The 21,434-nt window shown below is 49.9% G+C and carries 18 protein-coding genes; 6 read left to right on the forward strand and 12 right to left on the reverse strand.

The features are described from left to right. Position 1 precedes the first annotated feature (1 nt). Both AC3WQT_RS25035 and AC3WQT_RS25040 read left to right on the forward strand, forming a co-directional pair. Positions 2 to 802, forward strand: a complete 801-nt coding sequence (locus tag AC3WQT_RS25035; protein WP_492708141.1) for a YfaP family protein — start codon at positions 2 to 4, stop codon at positions 800 to 802. Positions 803 to 862: 60 nt separating this feature from the next. Then, complete coding sequence (locus AC3WQT_RS25040; protein WP_492708143.1) at positions 863 to 2,071, forward strand: serine hydrolase domain-containing protein; 1,209 nt, start codon at positions 863 to 865, stop codon at positions 2,069 to 2,071. A 102-nt stretch (positions 2,072 to 2,173) separates the two neighbouring features. Here AC3WQT_RS25040 and AC3WQT_RS25045 read toward each other — a convergent pair whose 3' ends face one another. The 3 genes from AC3WQT_RS25045 to murJ all read right to left on the reverse strand — a co-directional run bounded on the left by AC3WQT_RS25045 (position 2,174) and on the right by murJ (position 5,862). After that, a complete protein-coding gene (locus tag AC3WQT_RS25045) occupies positions 2,174 to 3,472 on the reverse strand; it encodes a right-handed parallel beta-helix repeat-containing protein (protein WP_492708145.1) in 1,299 nt (432 codons plus the stop codon). Positions 3,473 to 3,784: 312 nt separating this feature from the next. After that, positions 3,785 to 4,114: a hypothetical protein gene (locus AC3WQT_RS25050; protein ID WP_492708147.1), complete on the reverse strand. Its 330-nt coding sequence runs from the start codon at positions 4,112 to 4,114 to the stop codon at positions 3,785 to 3,787. A gap of 194 nt (positions 4,115 to 4,308) precedes the next feature. Next, positions 4,309 to 5,862, reverse strand: a complete 1,554-nt coding sequence (gene murJ, locus AC3WQT_RS25055; protein WP_492708149.1) for a murein biosynthesis integral membrane protein MurJ — start codon at positions 5,860 to 5,862, stop codon at positions 4,309 to 4,311. Between the two features lie 116 nt (positions 5,863 to 5,978). Here murJ and AC3WQT_RS25060 point away from each other — a divergent pair, with 116 nt between their 5' ends. Continuing rightward, entirely contained in the window at positions 5,979 to 7,064 is a 1,086-nt protein-coding gene (locus AC3WQT_RS25060; RefSeq protein ID WP_492708151.1) for a serine hydrolase domain-containing protein, read from the forward strand. A 95-nt stretch (positions 7,065 to 7,159) separates the two neighbouring features. Here AC3WQT_RS25060 and AC3WQT_RS25065 read toward each other — a convergent pair whose 3' ends face one another. The 3 genes from AC3WQT_RS25065 to AC3WQT_RS25075 all read right to left on the reverse strand — a co-directional run bounded on the left by AC3WQT_RS25065 (position 7,160) and on the right by AC3WQT_RS25075 (position 9,064). Then, the gene (locus tag AC3WQT_RS25065) at positions 7,160 to 7,693 is read right to left on the reverse strand and encodes a glycine zipper 2TM domain-containing protein (RefSeq protein WP_492708153.1); all 534 of its coding nucleotides are present in this window, start codon (positions 7,691 to 7,693) and stop codon (positions 7,160 to 7,162) included. Positions 7,694 to 7,812: 119 nt separating this feature from the next. Beyond that, positions 7,813 to 8,478, reverse strand: coding sequence for a hypothetical protein (locus tag AC3WQT_RS25070; RefSeq protein WP_492708155.1), 666 nt, complete (start codon positions 8,476 to 8,478; stop codon positions 7,813 to 7,815). 46 nt (positions 8,479 to 8,524) lie between these two features. Further along, positions 8,525 to 9,064: a hypothetical protein gene (locus AC3WQT_RS25075; protein ID WP_492708157.1), complete on the reverse strand. Its 540-nt coding sequence runs from the start codon at positions 9,062 to 9,064 to the stop codon at positions 8,525 to 8,527. A gap of 61 nt (positions 9,065 to 9,125) precedes the next feature. Between AC3WQT_RS25075 and AC3WQT_RS25080 the strand changes: the two genes are divergently transcribed. Next, the gene (locus AC3WQT_RS25080) at positions 9,126 to 10,124 is read left to right on the forward strand and encodes a type II secretion system F family protein (RefSeq protein WP_492708159.1); all 999 of its coding nucleotides are present in this window, start codon (positions 9,126 to 9,128) and stop codon (positions 10,122 to 10,124) included. A 56-nt stretch (positions 10,125 to 10,180) separates the two neighbouring features. Here the strand turns inward: AC3WQT_RS25080 and AC3WQT_RS25085 are convergent, their stop codons facing one another. From AC3WQT_RS25085 to AC3WQT_RS25100, 4 genes are all read right to left on the reverse strand, one after another. Then, on the reverse strand, positions 10,181 to 11,128 hold the full coding sequence (locus AC3WQT_RS25085; protein WP_492708161.1) for an MBL fold metallo-hydrolase: 948 nt from the start codon (positions 11,126 to 11,128) through the stop codon (positions 10,181 to 10,183). A gap of 160 nt (positions 11,129 to 11,288) precedes the next feature. Beyond that, the gene (locus AC3WQT_RS25090; protein ID WP_492708163.1) at positions 11,289 to 12,059 is read right to left on the reverse strand and encodes a hypothetical protein; all 771 of its coding nucleotides are present in this window, start codon (positions 12,057 to 12,059) and stop codon (positions 11,289 to 11,291) included. Positions 12,060 to 12,462: 403 nt separating this feature from the next. Continuing rightward, positions 12,463 to 12,954 (reverse strand): NUDIX hydrolase, encoded by a 492-nt coding sequence (locus AC3WQT_RS25095; RefSeq protein WP_492708164.1) that lies wholly within the window; start codon positions 12,952 to 12,954, stop codon positions 12,463 to 12,465. Positions 12,955 to 12,992: 38 nt separating this feature from the next. Next, positions 12,993 to 13,469, reverse strand: coding sequence for an Lrp/AsnC family transcriptional regulator (locus AC3WQT_RS25100; RefSeq protein ID WP_492708165.1), 477 nt, complete (start codon positions 13,467 to 13,469; stop codon positions 12,993 to 12,995). Between the two features lie 426 nt (positions 13,470 to 13,895). On the opposite strand from AC3WQT_RS25100, the gene kynU reads away from it, so the two are divergent. Then, positions 13,896 to 15,152 carry a kynureninase gene (kynU, locus tag AC3WQT_RS25105; RefSeq protein WP_492708166.1) on the forward strand — a complete coding sequence of 419 codons (1,257 nt, stop codon included), beginning with the start codon at positions 13,896 to 13,898 and terminating at the stop codon, positions 15,150 to 15,152. 118 nt (positions 15,153 to 15,270) lie between these two features. Beyond that, positions 15,271 to 16,122 (forward strand): tryptophan 2,3-dioxygenase, encoded by an 852-nt coding sequence (kynA, locus tag AC3WQT_RS25110; protein WP_492708168.1) that lies wholly within the window; start codon positions 15,271 to 15,273, stop codon positions 16,120 to 16,122. Between the two features lie 13 nt (positions 16,123 to 16,135). Here the strand turns inward: kynA and AC3WQT_RS25115 are convergent, their stop codons facing one another. Further along, the gene (locus tag AC3WQT_RS25115) at positions 16,136 to 16,675 is read right to left on the reverse strand and encodes an alpha-ketoglutarate-dependent dioxygenase AlkB (protein ID WP_492708170.1); all 540 of its coding nucleotides are present in this window, start codon (positions 16,673 to 16,675) and stop codon (positions 16,136 to 16,138) included. Positions 16,676 to 16,819: 144 nt separating this feature from the next. After that, a complete protein-coding gene (locus AC3WQT_RS25120; protein ID WP_492708172.1) occupies positions 16,820 to 21,049 on the reverse strand; it encodes a hypothetical protein in 4,230 nt (1,409 codons plus the stop codon). Between the last annotated feature and the right edge of the window lie 385 nt (positions 21,050 to 21,434).

Here is a 21,434-nt window from a genome sequence, read left to right on the forward strand (position 1 = left end):
CATGCAAACGATAATCAAACCATCCCTGCTGGCATGCGCCCTTTTCATCGCTGCCGCCAATTGTGCCGCTGAAGACAAACCCACCATCAATAGCCCGCGCGGCGGCTGGAATTATGGTGGACTGACTGATAAATCCGGCGATACACGTGCGTCCTATCCCTTGCCGCCGATAGACCGCGGTACGCAAAAAAACCGTACCCTCATTGAAGGCCATATCCTTGATGCTGGCAAGCAGCGCAAGCATACCCTCATCGTCAATGGCAACCCCATGGTGCTCAATTACGGCACTGATGGCCGCTATGAACGTCATTATGCGTTTGGCAGCGGTTCCAACAATATAGAAATCAAGGGACCAGACGGCAAGAGCCTGCAGCGCGTGCAATATTACGAAGCCAATACCCAGCAACTGTCACCACAGTTACGCGTCATCTGTTCGTGGGATGCACCTGAGGCAGAGGTTGACCTGCACATCATCACACCGGATGGTCAGCACGCCTTTTTTGCTGCTCCCATACTGAACGGTGGCGGTGGGCTCGATGTAGACAGCGTCGATGGGCCAGGGCCGGAAATGTTCACGACCATCGCCCCCAAGCATGGTGCCTACCATGTCTTCGTCAACTACTGGGGTAACTATGGTGCAGGTGGTTATAATTTTGACGAAAGTCAGCGCAAGCAACCCATCATTACCACGCGCGTGACCCTGGTGTTCTATGAAAATACTACCAGAGAAAAACGCGAAAGCTTTGTCATCCCGCTACGCAAAATCGGGGATTTGAACCTGGTGAAATCGTTTATGTTTTGAGAGGGAGTTTTACGCCAGCTAAACAATCACAAAAATTTCCTTTGAAGGGAGAACTGCATCATGTGGCGAAATGCGTTGATCAGTTTCACAGTTCTCTCCTTGCTAACTGCCGCAAGCTTTCCCACACTGGCACAGCCTGCCATCATCAAACGGCTTGATGGCTCCAGCATTTCCTCCCTAAGCATAGAAGAAAAAATCAGCAGCATGATGGCAGCCTCATGTGTCACTGGGCTAGGCATCGCCATCCTCAACGACAACAAAATCGTCTACACCAAAAGCTTTGGTTTCCGCGACAGAGAAAAACAGTTGCCACTGACCACAGACACTGTGATGTACGGCGCATCCTTCACAAAGGCAGTGTTTGCTACGCTGGTGGCGCAATTGGCGGTAGAAGGTGTGCTTGATCTGGACATACCTGTACAAAAATACTTACCCCGGCCATTGCCAGACTATGACAACTACCGCGACCTGGCAGATGACTCGCGCTATCAGGTAATCACACTGCGCATGTTGTTGAACCATACAGCAGGTTTCGCCAATTTTCGCTGGCTCAATCCCGACAAAAAACTGGAGATTAAATTTATTCCTGGCAGCAGATATGCCTATTCAGGCGAAGGCATCAACCTGGCGCAATTCATCATTGAAACCATCACCCAAAAAAATATAGGTACGTTAATCCAGGAACGCATTTTCAATCCCCTCCGCATGAATAACACCAGCATGCAATGGCAAGACCGTTTCAATGACAATCTGGCAGTCGGCCATGATGAAAAAGAAAGTCCACTGGGCCACGTAAAAAGAAAAAAAGTGAATGCCGCCGGCTCCATGGACACGACGCTCAATGATTATGCTCATTTCATCCAAGGCGTTATGCAAGCGAGCATCATCAGCCAAGAAACAAAAGCCGTCATGCTGGCACCGCAGATTACCATCACCACACCCAGCCAGTTCCCTACTTTATCGACCGCATCAACAGATGAAAACAAGCACATACAACTGGCTTATGGCCTGGGCTGGGGTATTTTTCAAACACCTTATGGCAAAGCCTATTTCAAAGAAGGCCATGATGACGGTTGGGAAAACCATTCCGTCGTGTTTGACGAACAAAAAATCGGTGTTGTCATCATGAGCAACAGCTCTAATGGCGATAGCATCTTCAAAGAGCTGCTGGCCTTGCTGATACAGGATGTATATACACCCTGGAAGTGGGAAGGGTATTTACCGACTAATTGCAAGAACAGAGAAAACGAGGCATCGCTGCACAAATAGTAGAACTCATTTCATAAATAGGGTGAGATGCGTTTGCCTCATAACGCAGTCCAGCACCCGTTATGAGGCAAACGCATCTCATCCTATTCATGATCAGATCTATCAGTTTTCAAACGCTCCCAGATCAGGTGCTGATCCGTTGAAAGGCAGGCCGACATTGCTACCTTTGTTGATCAGGTCACTGCCGGTGACCAGGCGGAACTTGTTCAATACCGGCAGGCTGCCATCGGCCTGACGTGGCGCGTCCCAGCCAGTGGTGGATATGCTTTGAAAGTCAGCGGACGAAACCGTGACTGCGAGGTTCCAGGAATTAAACTGATCGTTTGCGCCAGTCATATTGGACACCAGCGTACCGCCAAACGCGATGTTATTGCGCAGGTTACCCAGATTAACTGCATTACCGTTTGCATCAATGCCCAGCATATTGAAATCACTATTATTACCGTAGCTGGTATTGTTGTAGAAGTCATTCGCTATCGGGTGGTGATTGGCGTAAAAACCAGCAGCCTTGTTGTTGAAGGCGACCGAGAAGCGTATGGTGTGCTTGGCAGCATTCGATACATACACGCCACCATAACCACCCAGCTTGAAGCCATTGCCATTACCCGCCGCCAAAGGTGTGGTGGTGCCGGGCAAATAACCTTGCGACCAGGTCCAGGAATTTTCTATCAGTACTGGTGAATAGGCATTGATCAGGTCAAAGCCATCATCCGAATTGGCCCAGGCACGGCAGCCACGGAATACATTGCCGGGGTTGCCCGCCTTGACGTGGGCACCAAAACCATCTGCACTCTGGCCTGCGCCATTCGAGGTGTAGGGGTCGTAGTTGTGGTGGGAATCGCTATTGAGAACGAGGTTGTTGCCACCATTCTGGATGAACAGGCCCGGCCCCATATTGTGATGGGTATTGAGTTGTTCAAACGTATTATTGCTGCCGTTGATCCATACTGCCCATGATTCATGGTTGAGGCGGTTGCCAGGTTGTTGTGGCGCACCGGTGACTTCCAGCCCTTTCAAATGCACCCAGTTGGCAACCACATTGAAGGCTTTGACGCGGCAATCATCCTTCATTTGCGAAAAATCGAATACCGGTGTCTCACCAGGATAAGCCCAGTAACGAATCGGACTGCCTGAACTGCCGCTCTTGTCCAGCGTAATCGCGTTGACGATGTCAGTACGAGTCGCGCAAGTGTTGATGCCTGCAGTGTAGTTGTAGTTACCACCTCTGAAATAGACAGTATCGCCAGCAACTGCTGCAACCTGGGCGCGGGCTATGGATTTCCATGGTGCTGATTTGGTCCCCGCCGCTGCATCATTACCAGTGGGTGCAACATAATAAGTAGCAGCACTGCTTGCTGCCGCCATGCCAAACATGAGTCCTGCCAATATGACTTTTTTCATTCCGTACTTCCCCTTTGTCTCCATCAATAATAAACATCCACAGATGAAAAGCGAAGTCAGGTGCTGGATGCTCACAAATACGTCGCTTTTAAAATTGTGAATGCCGCTAATGAGTTCTTCCTGACTCTTCAATATCAGTTTCCTGATCTGTGCATTATCGGATGTATATAGGAGAAATTGTACGGAATTAGCCTCGTTCTTCAATCATCTTGCTGATTCTTTTGTGACCCGGATTTTGCCGTTCTAATCAAATTTCAGATGAAATATTACAAACCGGCGAAGGCTCATCCAAGACAAAAATTGGATCTTTAACTACTTCATGCAGCTTAAAAACTCCTCTTTATGCAAAGTGTATTTGCGGCCAAATTTTCCTGTTTTATGTGATTCAGAATGCAGCTCCAGGCAGATATCCAATTTTGCTTTCACGATCGCCAGACAGGCAGCATCACCAGCACAGGCAATCTCTGCCAGGCTGCGTGATTCATTAACAAATTTTGTTTTCTGGTCGCTTTTTAAGCCAGCAATAAATTGGGCGACGACGATCAAAATAATGATCGATACTAACCACCCCATAATTTTTAATAGCCAGGATTTTTTCGGTGTGTCGTCCGCATCTGTAATCAGTGCATGGTTGTCAGACATGGTTCAACTCTTTCATGGCAAATAGGTTTCATTGAATCCGACAAGAAAACTATGCATGAATCCATCCACAGAATGCACTGGCTTACCTGATCGGCTGAAGGCATTTTAATCAGCCAGCAGCCGGGCAGCAATAATGACTATGTCAGGTAAGGATGATCGCGGTTGACACTGCGTCAAGTAGAGGGGCTAAGGGATCAGACTCTGGTCACTTTCTTGAAATCCCTGGGTCTGAAGCCCATGAGTGCCAATGCGGCAAAATACGTCCCCGCACATGCAAATAACACCAGAGCCAAAGCGCCAGCGCGCAAGACAGGTGTATGGCGCATGCCTAACCAATCGAATTGCGCTGAAGTCCACAAGGCTATGCCAGCCATTAATACCAGAGCGGCAAAAAGTTTGACGAGGAACATCAACCAGCCCTTTTGCGGCTGGTAAATACCGCGCTTGCGTAAGCCTGTATACAAGAAAATCGCATTCACGCAGGCCCCCAGGCCGACAGACAAGGCCAGGCCAGCGTGAGCAAGGTGCGGCACAAACACATAGTTCAATGCCTGAGTCACCAGCATGACGGCTACGGCAATCTTTACCGGTGTGCGTATATCCTGTTTACCGTAAAAACCCGGGGCCAGGATTTTGACGACGATAAGTCCAAGCAAACCCACGCCATAGGCAATCAGGGCATTGGATGTCATTTGCACTGCATGGTCATCGTATTTGTTGTGATGATACAGAGTAGATGTCAGGGCATCGGGTATGGTTGCCAGGCCAACTGCAGCAGGCAAGGCCAGCAAAAAAGTCAGGCGCAAGCCCCAGTCGAGCAAGGCGGAATATTCAAGCGTGTCGCCATCTGAATGCGCTTTGGAGAGACCTGGTAACAAGATGGTACCCAGGGCGACACCCAGCAAGGCCGTAGGAAACTCCATCAACCTGTCGGCGTTGGCCAGCCAGGTCACGCTGCCAGGAGCAAGTTTTGATGCCAGGCTGGTATTGATGGCGATGCTGATCTGGGTAGCGGATACCGCCAGGATGGCGGGCACCATATTGCGCATGATGCGGCGTACCCCTTCGTCCTGCCATGCTGTACCGATACGCCAACTGATGCTGGGCAACATGCCCAGCCTGATCAAGGAGGGCACCTGTGCCACCAGTTGCAAGACACCACCCACAAAAACGGCGATAGCCAGTGCATAAATTGGCTTTTCAAGATAAGGTGCGAGGAACAGCGAACCCGCTATCGAAGACAGATTGTATAAAACTGGCGTAAAGGCCGGCACCTTGAATTCGCGCCAGGTATTCAATATCCCACCAGCAAGCGCCACCATGGACATGAAGCCGATATACGGGAACATGATGCGAGTCATGACCACGGCCATATCAAAAACCTCTGGCTTGCCTCTATAGCCTTCAGCAAAAAAATAAAGCAAAATCGGTGCGCCGGCGATGCCAAGGATGCAGGTCAATACCAGGGTCCATGTCATCAGGGTAGAAACACGGTCGATCAGCTGCTTGGTTGCATCATCACCCTTATTGTTCTTGTATTCTGCCAGGATGGGCACAAAGGCTTGCGAAAAAGCCCCCTCGGCAAACATGCGCCGCAACAGATTGGGAATGCGGAAAGCGATATTGAATACGTCAGTAAAGGCATTCGCACCAAAATGTGTGGCAATCAATACGTCACGTACCAGTCCGGTAATCCGCGACAACATGGTCATGCCACTGATGGAGGCAAGGGTTCTTAATAGATTCATAGAGCGGCATTATAGCCTGAGGCTAATTACCGATCACAAAGGCTATTAGCCTAAGGCTAAACTTTTGTTAATATTCAGGCCAGAGCATCTGCTCGACTACTGTACCGGAGCACAACATGTCTTACCTTCATCGCCACCTTGCCAGTTTTGCCATTATTGCCACCAGCTTGCTGAGTCCAGCCAGCTATGCGGCACCAGCCAAGGCTATCCCTAATCTTGAAGAATCAGCCAAAAACCTCAAAAATACCGGTTTTCAAGGTCTGGTATTTGCCGCACGTGGCGACAAGGTCTTGCTGGAGAAAGCTTTCGGCAATGTCACTGATATCAAACAGACTTTCCGTTTTGCGTCTATCACGAAGCAAATGACCGCCATTCTAGTGATGCAAGATGTTGAAGCGGGCAAACTGCAACTGGATCAGACGCTGGGGCATTACTGGCCGGATTATCCCAATGTGCAGGCCCGTAGCGCCACCCTGCGTCAATTGCTGACGCATTATTCTGGTTTGTACAATGAGATGGTCAATCCGGCAGTACATATGATGGATGCCAATAGCGGGGACGATATACAGAAATTTGCAACTGGCCTGTGCGCCGGGCCATCCAATGCAGCACCGGGCAGTAAATTTGACTATAACAATTGCGATTACATTGTCTTGGGTGCCTTGTTGGAAAAGATCAACAAGCAAAGCTTTTTGAGCTTGCTGCAACAGCGCATCTTCAGCTCTGCTGGCATGCAAAATGTTGGTTACTATACTGCAGCCCAGCCGGATGTTAAAACCCATATTCATGGCACCCTGGGTGGCAAGCCTGAACCTGCGGTGAACTTTGCCAGTTACGGTCCCGCTGGGGGCAGCTTTGGCACTTTGCGGGATTTGTATGCATTTGACCTGGCATTCATGCGCGGCAAATACCTATCCGCCAAGAGCCGCGATGAGATGGTCAAGCCAAATAATGTCGGCGGTGCGATAGGTGTCTGGTCTTATCCATTCAAGGCCAGTGACGATGGCGTGCCAGCCATGATCGTCGAACGCCAGGGCTGGATAGCCGGTGTACGCATCTTGAACCTCGTGGATTTGCAAAACCAGAATATCCTCATTATCGTCAGCACCAATGGTGATCTGGATTTGTCGCAAACCTGGGCCAATAAAGGCATTGCAGCGGATTTATTGCGTTCTCTGATGAGCACAACGAATTCGCGCTAACTAATACGCTAATGCGCATTAATTTAAAACGGAGTGCCAGCGTTAACGCCGGCATTCCGTTCGTATCATGGATTACTTAAAATCTTAAAATCCTGTTATGGATTTCTTTTCGCTACTTCATTACCTACATAACCACCACCAACAGCGCCAGCAATAGTAGCCAGCGTGCGGCCGTTACCATTACCTATCTGGCTACCAACCAAACCACCGATTACTGCACCAACACCTATACCAACCGGGCTATTCTTTGCCTGCGCTGGCTGTGTTTGATAATGTCTGACAGGCTGATGATGGGCGCTGCTTTGAACAACCCTGGCTGGTGCTGGCGCAGGATAATTATTTTGCGCAGTATTTGGATACTGTGGGCTTGCATACTGAGGACTCGCATAATTAGCCGCTGGTTGATTTCCAGTATTGGCAACCGGCATGGCAGTATTGACTGCGGGACTCATCAAATTGGCATTGCTGCCCATGGCAGGCACAGCATTACTGGCCGGCGTTGCCGTGCTGTGGGAACTTGGCAGCACGCCTGTGAGAGCAGCAGCGCCCAAGAGGCTCACCAGTATGACTGAGCATGCAGCACCCGCTACCAAGGGGTGTATGCGTTTGCTGGCATTGGCTAATTCCATGTCGATCTCCTTCAGTTTAACAATGACTCATGCTCCAACAACGCATGAGGCTATTAAAAAGGAGACATGAATAATGTTACGCAGGTAAGCAAATGTAACCTGAGGATATACAGCTTAGATTAACAGCCAGTGCTTTTGCGTGTGGCCACAAGTTTCAACAACTCACCTTTTGCCGCCTGCCCCGACAAATACAGCCGCAGTTCTGTGACGTTATAGTGATTTGAGGTATCGATGATGAAATCGAGTTTGCCATCATGATCAAGATCTCCCACCCAGATCAGGCGGGCATTATTGTCTTCCTTGTTTTCGACATAGTCGAACAGATATTGTTCAGTGCCAGCATATTTGAGGTAGATTTTACCTTCGCGGTTTTGCAGACTATATGCATTGCCTTGCAGGTGCATCAGTCTTTCCTGCCCTAGTGACGGTAAGGTCGATAACTCGAATTCTTCGTCTATGGACCCGCTGACCAGCCTGACCTCGTCCGAGACACTAACTGCGCCCGCCTTCAAACCCGGGTCAGACAACAACATCCTGACATTGGATGTGTTTGCAGTCACCCTTATGCCCTCTCCGCTGATGGGGTCAGGTATTTTCTTGAAGCTGGGTTTGACCGCCACCAGACGCCAGCGCTTGTCTGTCTGCTGTAAACCCAGCCATGGGCCAGTCTTGCCGACCTTGGCTTCGCTGGCATGATAATCCTGCAGTTCAAGTATTTCGGAAGCCTGGACGTGCCAGACACAGGTCATGCATAAAACTGTAAAAGCTAATTTTGCGATGGACATCAGGTTCTCCTGTTTATTTTCAGTATTAAAATCCCGTTATCAGCATCTATTTTTTTGTGTACAGGCCATCAAAAGCAATTACCCATATACCCTTGGTGTCAGTGGACTCCCATAATTGGCGTACAGACCCGTTCGCATTTGGTGTCCAGGTGATACGGTGCAAAATTTTATGTCCCTCAGGAGCGAGGTTTTGCCCTTCCAGCACCATTTTACCGTCCTGCAAGCGCCCTTCAAGTAATAGCAAGGTACCGCTATTATCTACCCAGCTCTGGTGCCAGACTTTACGCGGCACATCATAGATATTCAAGCTTTCGCCACTATAACCGCGCCCGGTGGTATAGCGCTCGTGGATGACGCAACCATCGTATTCACGCTTGATACTATTCGTTCCAGCCAGTTTGCCGTCAGGAGTATGCACCTGCCATTCCGCCAGCCAAAAGTCAAATTCACGCATGGCAGGATGTGTGCAGACCAAAGTGGTAACATTCGCGGCACTGGCAGCAGTTGCACCAGACAATCCCAATCCTACTCCCAGGCTGGCGGCCAGGCGCAGCAACAAACGCTGTACCCTCAACAAAGTACGCATAGGCTTCTCCAGTTGTATTGCAAGGAATTTTTCTAGTTTAATCCATGGCACAATAGCATGCATGAAAAATAAGTCACAACTGGCCCTACCCTACCGCATACGTGCAGACTTACTGCAACAACTGGCTGCATTAAGCCATGCGGGCATCCCGGCGCTGCAGGCCCTGCCCATGATCAAATTACCTGCGCCGTACCAAAGCAGGATGGTAGAAACCCTGCGAACCGTTAAACGCGGCAAAAACCTGGCCGATGCTGGTTTGCAAAGCGGCCTGTGGACGCCACTGGAAGCAGGTTTGCTGCAGGCCGCACTGGCTGCTGGCGACCCAACACCCACCTACCGCCACCTGGCCAGCTACTATGAAGAAAAGGCGCAACAAATTGCCACGATCAGATCAGGCATGATGCGCCCCGTTCTGATGGGTATACTGGCCTTATTTATTCCTCCCTTGCCACAACTGGTTGCCGGCTCATTAAGTATGGCGGCTTATCTCTGGCATGCTGCACGCAGCATTCTGCTAGCCGTGGGTTTGGTCGCTGGCGGTATTTATGCTTACAGACGCTTCCAGATGCGCCCGGCGGACGCACCTGCATCCTGGCTGGATAAGGTATTACTATCCCTGCCCGTTTTGGGCAAAATGCACAAGCGCCGCAATCTTTGCGATTTCTGGCAAACCATGGCTCTGCTGCTGGAAGCAGGTCTGCCCATGTTCGACGCCTTGCCACTGGGTTTGCAAGGTGCCAGCAATGTTTTATTAAGACGCGAACTCGCACGCATTTTGCCACGCATGCAAAAAGGCGCAACACTGGCAGAAGCTGTGCGAGCCCTACCCGACATCGTCGACGACACCTTGCTGGGCTTGATACAAACCGGCGAAGCCAGTGGCACATTACCCGAAATGCTATCCCGCTATGCCAAAGGGGAAAACGCCAGTCTGGCACTGCAACAAAAGCAGGTGGCAGAATGGATACCCAGAATAGCCTACGCCCTGATAGCTTCAGTCATTGCTTACGGCATTTTAAAGAGCGGTGCGTTTAGCCCACGTGTGCCTGCAGATCTTTAGAACTCATCTATATAAACGCGGAAGACTACATGGCTCAATGCAGGTCTCCCCAAAATTTATTTGCCACCGACGATGATACGTTGCATATCGTTGGCAAACAAAATGGTGCCTGCATAATTCTTGCGTATTGCCGCAGTACTTTCCATCTCATGTCCAAGAGTACGTTTCATCCGGTGTGACAAGACCAGTTTGCCAGCTTTGGCGGTGCCAGCAATGCGACCAATTTCTGTTGGCATCATGTGCAGTAGACGGGCGACTTCATCAGGATCATTTTCGCGGGCGGCATTATGTGCAACCAGTACATCTGTACCTAGTGCCAGTTGATCCAGCGCCTGATCGGTATTGCTGGTATCGCCACTGAAAGTGATACTACAACCCTTGCTTTCCACTCGCCACGCCAATGAAGGCACAGGCCCATGCAAGACGCTGACGGCACTGACCGTCAGACTTTCATCAATATCGTAGCGCTTGATTTCTTTAGGTTTGAGACCCACCTCTTCAAGTTCCATTTTGAACTGGCTGCTGACATCAGGGTCTGCATAATCTGCCAGATAGGCATAAGCACCCGTTTCACGATTAAACAGGGCATGCATGAATTCTTTTACCCCCGGAAAAACACTTCGCTTGGGTGGGCCAAAAACACGCAGCTCTTTATCATAGCCAGCAAATGGCAGACCTTTGACCAGCGCAGGAAAATCCGCCGTGTGATCAACATGAAAATGCGAGAAAAGCACCGCATCCAGCTCAGCCGGATTGGCGCCGGATTTTTCATAATTCAGTGCAGCACCACTGCCAAAATCTATCAATATCCTGGCCTTTTGCTCTACCCAGACCAGGTAAGAAGTAGAGGCACGCTGATCACTGAGTTCTGGTCCGCCGGAACCCAGCACTTGCACTACCAGCTTACCGGGCTGACAGATAGCCAGCACACAGGAACTGATAAGTAAGAGACTGGCGCCAAGGATGGATTGAACAAGACGAATGGGACGCGAAAGACATGGCATGACGGGCTCCGCAAACTTGTATGTGACTTACAAATTGTGGCAGAAAGCTATCATGAGCACCAGAGCAGATTTGCATTAATGCATAACTGAAACAGGGAAGGCAAAAAATCTGTCTTCCCATATTTTCAACAATCGTTGAAATTACTCAGGCAGCAAGTATTTATTTCGATTTGCCCGCTGAGTTGTTGTCAGTAGCAGCAGAGACAGCTGTGTTCTGGCCATTCTTTTCTTGTGCATTTTTTGTCGCATTAGCCGAGCGACTACTACGCCATGCATCAAATTCAGTAGAGAATTTTTGATAGCGCTCCCTGCGCCAGTCTTCATAATCATTATCGAGTGCTTCAATTTGTTGATTACGCCATTGATGATAATCTGGATCGAAGTGGCCGCCTTGCTGTGCATGACGGCTATCTTCATATCCGCCACGTGTCACTTGCTGGCTATTGCCACGGTCATATCTATCGTAGCCGCCCGCATTCAATCGTGGATAGGTGTTGGGATTGCGGTCATATTGGTCAAAGTCATTCGGATAATAACGACCATCATTGGCCTGGTTGCCATACCAATCCTGGTTGGACTGCTGACCGTAAGAACGCCCCGGCTGACCGGCATTCTGACGGTCATATTGATCCGGGTAATAACGCCCCTGGCCATTCTGGTTCAGATAGCGCTGATCTTGTTGACGACCACCATCCAGATCATATTGACCATCATATTGACCGTCATAGAAACCTTGCAAACCGGCATTGCGGTTTTGCATTTGTTCACGCCCGGCATCATTCGCGTGATGGGAATATCCGTGACGTGTATCCTGACCGAAGTCATTCTGATGGCCGTAAGTATCATGACGACTACCGGTGTTGACGTGGTGTGTTTTGATCTGGCGATCGCGGTCTTGGAAAGAATTGTCTTGTTGACGTCCGTTTTTCATATAAATCTCCTGAATACTGATTAAACAATACGATGCGCGAAATGCGCATGAGAATATTGAAATTACTAAGAACCTGTACGCGCTTTGTCGCCAAATACAGGATGCTGTAAGCTCAAAACAATAAAAAGGGATGGCCAGAAACTCTCGCGAATATTGGCGTATTTTTTATGTCCTGCTAAGTTTTATTACTTTGAACATACTGGGCACAGTGTAATCAGAACAGCAATTTATACGTATCGGACCAGTCCTAAAAAACTGTAAGACATGACTGTCGGACAGGTAAATTTAGAATTGCAGGTGAAATAAATCCGATGCAGATCAGAATTAATTGGTACTCAAGCCATGCTGAGCTGGATGAGTTTGAGGTTTGTTCCTTGAATAATCCTACATCAGGTGATCATGCTCAGACCGATTGCGCACCAGTACTTTCTTCATGCACCATGTGCTGCATATGCAGATCAGACTCGGCCAATGCTTGAGCTAAAAACGAAGGGCGTATATCGAGTGTCGTCAGCTCCGCTCGCTCAAACCACTTAAAGGTCAATTTCAAATCTCCTTCATTACCTATATATGGGCCTGCAGTTGTCAAGAGACGCGAATCAGGCGAAAGACGAACTAAAAAATACAAACCCAGTTCATGATGTTTTTGCCCCCGGTATTCAAAAAAATTCTCTACCGTCCACAAGAATTTCTCGCAAGTCACCTGTTCTGATAATTCTTCCTGCATTTCGCGCACCACAGTGGTCGCAGCTTGTTCACCAGCATCGACACGTCCACCTGGCACACACCAGAATGCATCGCCTTCGATCTTATGCAAAAGCACCTTGTCACCATCCAGAATGATGGCAGCAGCCCGCAGGTTATAGCGGTATTCATCAATGTCAAAAGAAATCATGGCTTGAACATGGAAATGTTGATCTGGCCCAGTCTGGTTTATTCGGCCACCAGCAAACTGGTGGCAATCTGCTGTGTGTCCTTCAATGTCTGCAGCACGATGTTTGAACGTATATCAAGCACACCCGTGGTTTTATACAAACGTTCGAGCACAAATGCTGAGTAATGCTTTAGATTACGGGCACGTACGCGCAAGAGGTAATTGGCATCCCCGGTGATGATATAAGACCCGATTACTTCCGGCCATTGTTGCAGGGCCTGCGAGAAATTCTCATGCCATTGCTCTACATCGCGGCGCATGGTGACCTGGACAAAGGCATCGACTTCCAGCCCAACAGCCGCAGCATCAATGACTGCACAATAATGATGGATGATGCCCGCGTCTTCCAGCATGCGCACGCGACGCAGGCAGGATGATGGGGACAGGAATACTTTGTCCGCCAGTTCCTGGTTACTGATACGGCCATCAGTCTGCAATTGCTGGAGGATTTTCAGATCGGTGGCGTCAAGTTGCATATTTCCTTTTAAGCTTAAGAATAAACTTCTCAGAACGAAGGCAAGGTAAAAAGAAAGCCCGCTTGCAAACGACATTTCCTTACTTTGTGGCGAGTGTTTTTTTAATCTATCATTACCAAGAGCATAAAAACAAGAAATTGTAAAAATAAAAACAAATTGACGCCTTTGCGCGATGCACAAACCCATCAATGCATTTTATATCAAAATTTTAAATATAATTCGCAGAATATTCTATTAATTCTAGTTTTCATGCTGCAATTTGCAAGAAAAATTCAGGCAATCCGGCATAAAATCTCTGCATGATTTCCTATGAGTCATTGCCTTCGGCGAGGCCGCCACTGGAGATGATGAATTGATTTGCCTGTCACTTAAACACGCCGGACTTGATGCATCTCCGGTATGGACCATATTGAGGAGCCTGTTGTAATGCCACAAACCGCCACCATCACCCGCAGCGATTGCGAAAAACTTGATCAGCAAGACTCGCTGGCCGCACTGCGTGAAGAATTTGATTTGCCTGCCGGTGTGATTTATCTCGACGGCAATTCTCTCGGTGCCCGCCCTAAGGCAGCGCTGCAAAGAGCACAAGATGTTATCACCCGCGAATGGGGAACAGATCTGATCAAGAGCTGGAATACTGCAGGCTGGTTCGATCTGCCATCCACTCTGGGTAACCAGCTTGCGCCACTGATTGGCGCTGAAGTCAATGAAGTGGTCGTCACCGACACGACATCGGTCAACCTGTTCAAGGCAATTGCTGCCGCGCTACAGATACAGGCTACTGACAGCAAACGCAAGACTATCATTACCGAGCGCAGCAACTTCCCTACCGATATCTACATGGCGGAAGGCATCACCCGCTGGCTGGATCGCGGTTATCAAATTCAGTTGATCGATTCACCAGATGAACTTCCACAGGTCATCAATGACAGCACGGCACTGGTCATGCTCACGCATGTGAATTATCGCACCGGCTATCTGCATGACATGGCAGCCGTCACTGCTCTTGCCCATCAGCACGGTGCACTGATTTTGTGGGATTTGGCACATTCTGCCGGTGCAGTACCTGTGCATCTCAATGCCGCAAATGCTGACTTTGCTGTTGGTTGCACTTACAAATACCTGAATGGTGGTCCCGGCTCACCAGCGTTTATCTGGGTGCCAGCACGCCATCAGGAAGCATTCCATCATCCATTGTCCGGCTGGTGGGGCCATGCCAGCCCCTTTGCCATGAGCCCTGGCTTTACCCCTACCCCAGGTATACGACGCGCCCTGTGTGGCACCCAACCTATCACCTCACTGGCCATGGTTGCCTGTGGACTGGATACTTTCGGCAAGACAGATATGCAGACCATACGCAAAAAATCGCTGGCACTGACTGATATGTTCATCGCCCTGGTAGAAACCCGCTGCGCAGCACATCCGCTGGAACTGGTTACCCCACGCCAGCACCAGCAACGCGGCAGTCAGGCCAGTTTCAAACACCCGCATGCCTATGCCGTGATACAGGCACTGATCAAGCGCGGCATCATCGGTGATTATCGAGAACCCGCCATCATGCGCTTTGGTTTCACACCTCTATACACCAGCTTCGTTGATGTATGGGATGCAGCAGAAGGCTTGCGCGATATTCTTGACAGCAAAGATTACGATGCAAATGCTGAACGTAATGCAGTGACTTGATTTAAGACCTCTCAACACAGAGGCAAAGAGGCTCACAGAGAAAACCTGGAAGAATTTTTTCTCCTCCGTGCCTCTTTGGACAATGGTTTTAAGCCTGGAAAATATTTAAGGAAACATCATGAGCAACAACGAACAAGCAGGCAAATGCCCCATGTCATGGCATGGCGCGCAACTCGATTTTAGTGAATCCATGAGCTATGGCGACTATCTGGGTCTGGACCAGATACTCACGGCCCAGCATCCACGCTCCCCCAATCACAATGAAATGCTGTTCATCATCCAGCATCAGACCAGCGAACTGTGGATCAAGCTGATGCTGCATGAGCTGCATGCGGTACGTCAGCACATACGCAGCAATGATCTGCCTCCAGCCTTCAAGATGCTGTCACGCGTTGCCCGCATCATGGATCAACTGGTGCATGCCTGGGATGTCTTGTCCACCATGACGCCTAGCGAATACACGGCAATACGCCCTTACCTTGGTGCTTCATCAGGCTTCCAGTCACATCAATACCGTGAGTTGGAATACCTGCTGGGCAACAAGAACGCAACCCTGATGACTGTACATGAGAGCAAACCTGAAGTGCACGCAACCCTGGATGCATCCTTGCGCACACCCTCAATTTATGATGAAGCCATCATGCTCTTGTCACGCCAGGGTTTTGTCATTGATGCGGACCGCCTGCAACAGGACTGGTCACAAGGTGTAGTCGCCAATGAATCCGTCAAGGCAGCCTGGCTGCAAGTTTATCAAACACCAGAAAAATATTGGTCCTTGTACGAACTGGCAGAAAAACTGGTAGACATGGAGACCGCCTTCCGCATCTGGCGCTTCCGTCATGTGACTACGGTAGAACGCATCATCGGTTTCAAAGCTGGTACGGGTGGCACCGCAGGTGTCAGCTATTTGCGCAAGATGCTGGACGTGGTGTTGTTCCCGGAATTATTTTCTTTGCGGACGGCCTTATAAACATATGTGTTAGTCAAGGCTCTGTCGGAGCCTTGACTAACATTTTTCTGAAAGTCACACTAATCCGCTCACCTGATCCCGCCTCTTTGGGAATGGCATGTAGCCAGTCCTCTTGTATGTTCGCAGACATATACAGCAGGCTACCCGGCTGCAATGCATACAGAAATTCCTGGCTTTTATCTTGTTTTCTGCGATAGACAATATGACGCAAGCTGCCTAGCGAAATAATGGCAACCCCACTACCCTCCGCCAACTCATCAATGGAATCCGAATGAAAGCCCATGGCTGAATTGCCGTCAGTGTAAAAATTCAATAGGCAATTATTGGGAAGAAACCCCAATTCATTTTCCACAGCCCTGCAGATTCTTTGCAAGAAATCTGGCATAGGCGTCGGCGCATACGATATTTGAGAATAATCATAGGCCACACCAAAGCTCGCTGTTTTGCGAGCGCGCATTCTTTCATCCCAGATCACCGCGTTTTTCAGTTGATCAAATAAACTGTCAGGCGCGGAGAGGAAATTTGGTTTTAAATAAATTGAGGGTGCTTGCATGAGTATTTAAAAAATTTGATTGCGTCCTGATTTGATTCTGACTTCTCTGGAAAATAGGCAAATGATACTTAAGCGTACAAATGTTTTGCAATTCGAGGCGGGTAAATAAAGTCAGGCATAGCCAGCTATGCCTGACTTTATGCATTATTTTTGATTATCTGTTGTGCTTCCCTCTGCAAGCTCGGTATTGACAGCAACCTCAGGCGTGGCTATTTCAGCTTCCAGCACACGCTGCTTTTGCTTCCATAAGCTACCGCTGGCAAATGCGCCCCAGCCCCATTTCAACCAGGCCAGTAAGGACCAGGCCAGCCAAAGAGCCCACAACAGCATCAGGCCGCGATAGACCAGCATGGGGAGTGACAATACCCATGCTGTTTGCAGCTCTGCCGTTACCCTGTCCACATACCACACAAGATTATTGGCACTGGATCCATTACCGACGACCTGCATGTCTGGTTGCCCCAGCAAGCCGCTTTGCACGGCATCGAGCAAAATACACAGCATGACCAGGGTCAATACAGCCAAGCCAAGTTGACGCAGATTAAACTGCCATCTTGCAGTAAGGCCCTCCGCCGTTTTTTGGCGCTGGACAAAGGCAAAGAACCAGGCAACCACCAGGGCGGCGCTCCACCAGGCCACTTGCGTTAATCCCAGGGTCAGCAACAACCATTGCCGGGTTGTCACGGGCAAGCCTGCATAGCGGCCAAGAGCGACTGCAACCAGCAGCAAGACGATAAGTTTACCCCAGAACAAGATGGCAGGCCCCATGCCAGGGCCGCTTGCCAGCAATAGCCAGCGGTCACGTGGCAACTTCAGTTGCAGGTTATTGTTGACGCTAGCCTGCTGCAAATTGACGGTAGCCGTCGCATAGCTGGTACCAACGCCCTGATCCAGGCGCCATTGCACTTCTATGTCTTGCACACCTGGCACGACCGGCAACACCAGTTGTCTGCCATTCGCACGCAATGGTCTGACCTGATGATTGATACTGACAAGTTGCAATGCAGCTCCTTCAGGCAAGGTCAGGGTATAGTCACCGCCACGGCTGCTACGCAAATGCAGTTTCAGTTGATAGTCAGTGGCCCGGCTGCCAGGACTGACGATCAGGCGGCTTTCATCGATGGTCAGCGTCTGGCCGGGGATGGCTTGCGGACGTTCTATACTGATCGCTAAAGATTCTCCTGGCCATGGACGGAACACCAGATCAGCACCGTTCTCTCCATTATTAGCATCATTGGCCAATGGCGGTAATCCAGTAGTACCCAGGTGCCAGATACCCGAAGCAGCAATAATCCAGGTTTCCACCCAGTTGCTTTGCTGGCCAAGGCTCAGCTTGAGCTGAGCGGTCTGTGGTAAATTCGAGCGCCACTCCACGCTATCACTTTGCGGTCCCAGATTAACAGCTACCTTGCCATCCTTGATATTCAGACCAGCGGTGGTGATAGCTTCGCCTGACAACAAGGGGATTTGTGCCAGCACAGGCTGGCCCATGGGTGACAGACGCGAAACCGTGGTTTCGACTTGCCATTCCTTATCCAGTATCAAACGGCGCGTGACACGTAAAAAACTGGGCAGCGCGCTGGCTTCTGCCTTGTTGCTGGCTTTGATGCGACGATTGAATTGCAGAGTATCGGCAACACCTGAGTCGTCTGACAAACCGGCCACATCCCAGCCATCAGCATGAATATCGACATGTCTGGGTTTTTGCGGCAAAGGCAATTGCAAGGTATCGCTTTGCATCAGCTCCCCTGTTAGTTCTACCCTGTGCCGTCCTGCGGGTGCCAGCAACCAAATCGTGCCGTCATCACCGCGACGTATATAGGCAGGCTTGCCATCCAGTTGCGCCTGCGCGGGTAGCCAGTGCTTGAGACCACCAGGCAAAGGCAGGGCGACGTCAATCGCGGCATCAACATCCAGGCCCAGTCTGACGCTACTGCCATTGATTTGCACCATCATGCGTGAGATTTCTGCACAATCTGGCAGGCAGTCTGCCGGGCGCGTCAATTTTTGTTTTAACTCTTCCAGCTTTTCATTGTCCGGCATTTGCGCATGTGCAGACTCACTATATGTAGCGGACCAGGCAGTCAAGCTGCTCATCACCAGTATGGACACGGCTTTGCCCAAGCCGCGCCAGGACCATCTGCTTGCTACAGATGTACCGGCATCAGTCGGTCCCTGACCAGTCCCTCTTCTGAATTCACTCACACACATCAATAACAGCCCCAGCAAAATCAGACGCAGTACTACCAGCAATTTATTAGCCCAGGGCGGCAACAACCATAAATCCAGTTGTTGATCCTGTCTGACCGGGCCATCAAATATCAAGCGATGCGAACGCCAATTCCAGGTCGGCAAACCCGGGCCGGTCTGTACTTTGGCATCTGGGTCCAGAGCCTGGTAGTTGGTAGATTGCGACCTGGAAAACACCTTGGGTTTGGCTGAGCTATATGATCTCATTGCATCGGCTTTAAGTCTGTCAGCAGCCTGTTGGACTGGCATATTTTCTTCCCTCATCACCGGGCTCCGCATTTTTGCCGGAGGTGGTGGCGGTGCTTCGGCGATGGTACTCCCCCCCTGCATTTCTGCATTGACTTCCGCCGGCATTGCTACCGGTGCAGCGGCAGGTGCTGGCGCTCCATCATATTGACTACGCTGATATAAATAGTCAGAAGCACCATCAGTTTCGAGTACGGGGTACAAGGCTGAACGCACCTGCTGTGTTGCAAATGACAGCGTCAGCAAGATCAACACCAGCAAACTGACTTGCTGCAGGCGTTTGATCCAAACTTGAAACCTGCTGGCTGGCAAAGCTCGCAAAATGGCTATCAGCACGAACAGCACTATCCATGAGTAACGTGGTGCATCTAGCTCTTGATAAGACAATACCAGGGCCAACAAGGCAAGCACACCCCATTGTTTACCCCATAATTTGCCTGCTGCCAGGGCAATCACCAATACCAGGAAAAAGTCCAGCAAATTCCAGCGAGAAAGCCAGGCACCATCCGCCTTGTCGGCCCCGCCTGCGTGCAGCAGACGCCAGCCTGCAGGCAAGATCAGTTCTATGCCCAGCTTGTCAAAATCCTTTTGCCAGGTCACTGCGGACAGCTTGCGTGTGCTATTGCCAACCACACTGTCGGCACCCAGATCTATGCTTCCGCGCTGGACTTCTATACCTGCAAGTTTGTCATTGCCGCGCGTAATCAATTGATCCTGCCCAGACACACTGACACGTCCAAGTTGAGCGATATTGCCCATGGTCAGGCGGTTTGAGTGACTGATATCACCCTTGATCTGATCACTCATGGTGAGGGTAGAGCCATCAAAGCTCAACCACAGACGACGCTGCAAAGACAATTTATCCGGAGCTGGATCACTGTCACCACGGCGTATTTCTTTGAAACTGAATGTGCTGCCAGCATGCATGAGATAAGCTGGCAAGTTACGCCATTCTGGCGGCAAGGTGGTTTGTTGCGGGTCAACTGTGGATGGCCCTTCTATCGCCGCTGTACGTATCAATGGCGTTGCTTCATAAGACCAGACTTCTTCTTCCGCACCTTCAGGCAGGCTGAGGGTTTTGCCCGGGCCAGGCTGGCGTGCCAGCAAGCGTATCTCCCACTTGCCTGCCCTGACTTGCACTGTCATGCTACCGTCTGGTTTCAAGACTGCGGGTAAAGTTGACTTCAATTCCAGAGGTATCAGGTCTGGCAAAAGTGTGCGCCCCAGGTTTATCTCCCTGCCCTTGCCCGACACTTCAAGACGGATATAAGTTTCTACCGTAATGGGTACACCATCTGTGACTTTACGAAATGTCCGGAGCTGGATTTGTTCGCCACTATCTACGTCCGCTTTGCGTTGCAGCCATAACTGGTTACTTTCATCTCGTACCGGAAAACTCACAGGCTTGCCATTCAAATCCAGTTTCAATAAAGCGGCGCTTTGCGGCAGAGGTAAAAACTCTGGCACCACAGTCCATATAAATTTACCTGCCAGTTTGTGCGCACCATGTGTCAATTTAATGACGGGCATTTCATCGCGTGCAATAACTGCTTGCGGCTTGCCATCGACACTGACATCTTGTGGCCAGTGCTGGGCATTGCCCGGCAAATAAACCCAGGTATCACGATGTACCTGCAAGTCCTGGGTAAATGTCGCGCCCAATGCATTCACCTTCAGATCCAGCAAGCCTGGCCACACGCATTGTTTTTGACTTGCATCAGGGCCTTGCTGTGGGCAGCCAAAGTTTTCTATACCATCCATTGCCCATGGCACCCAGGTCTTCAGCGGGTCAGGTACAGCATTTAAGGGAAAGTCAGCGGCATGGCTGGCAAAACAGGTACATGCAATGAGTATGGCGGCGATGCAATTCTTCAGCATTCTGTATCCCTGATGGTTAAGATATGGTCGCATCAATTATAGTGATATATTTTGCAATAACCGCTTGCGCCAGAAAATTTTTTATTTAGCCTTAAATCCGACGTGAAAATCACTCTTCAGATCACTGCTTCAGTGCAAAAATTATGCATGACCTGTCTGATGCTATTAGCAGCGTCACTACCGGTGGCTGATGCATTTGCGGCTGATCAGGCCAGGACAGACAGATATGACAATTCTGCTTACGGCTTCACCATTCAATTTCCGCATCGCCTCAATATATGCACAACTCCCACGCCTGGGCCCAATCATGGTTTTGTTGCTCTGCTTCGTTCTGACTCATGCAGCGATGGAGTATTTGAACAAAAACCGCACCTGGAACTATTTG

Source organism: Undibacterium sp. FW305-107, assembly GCF_058788535.1.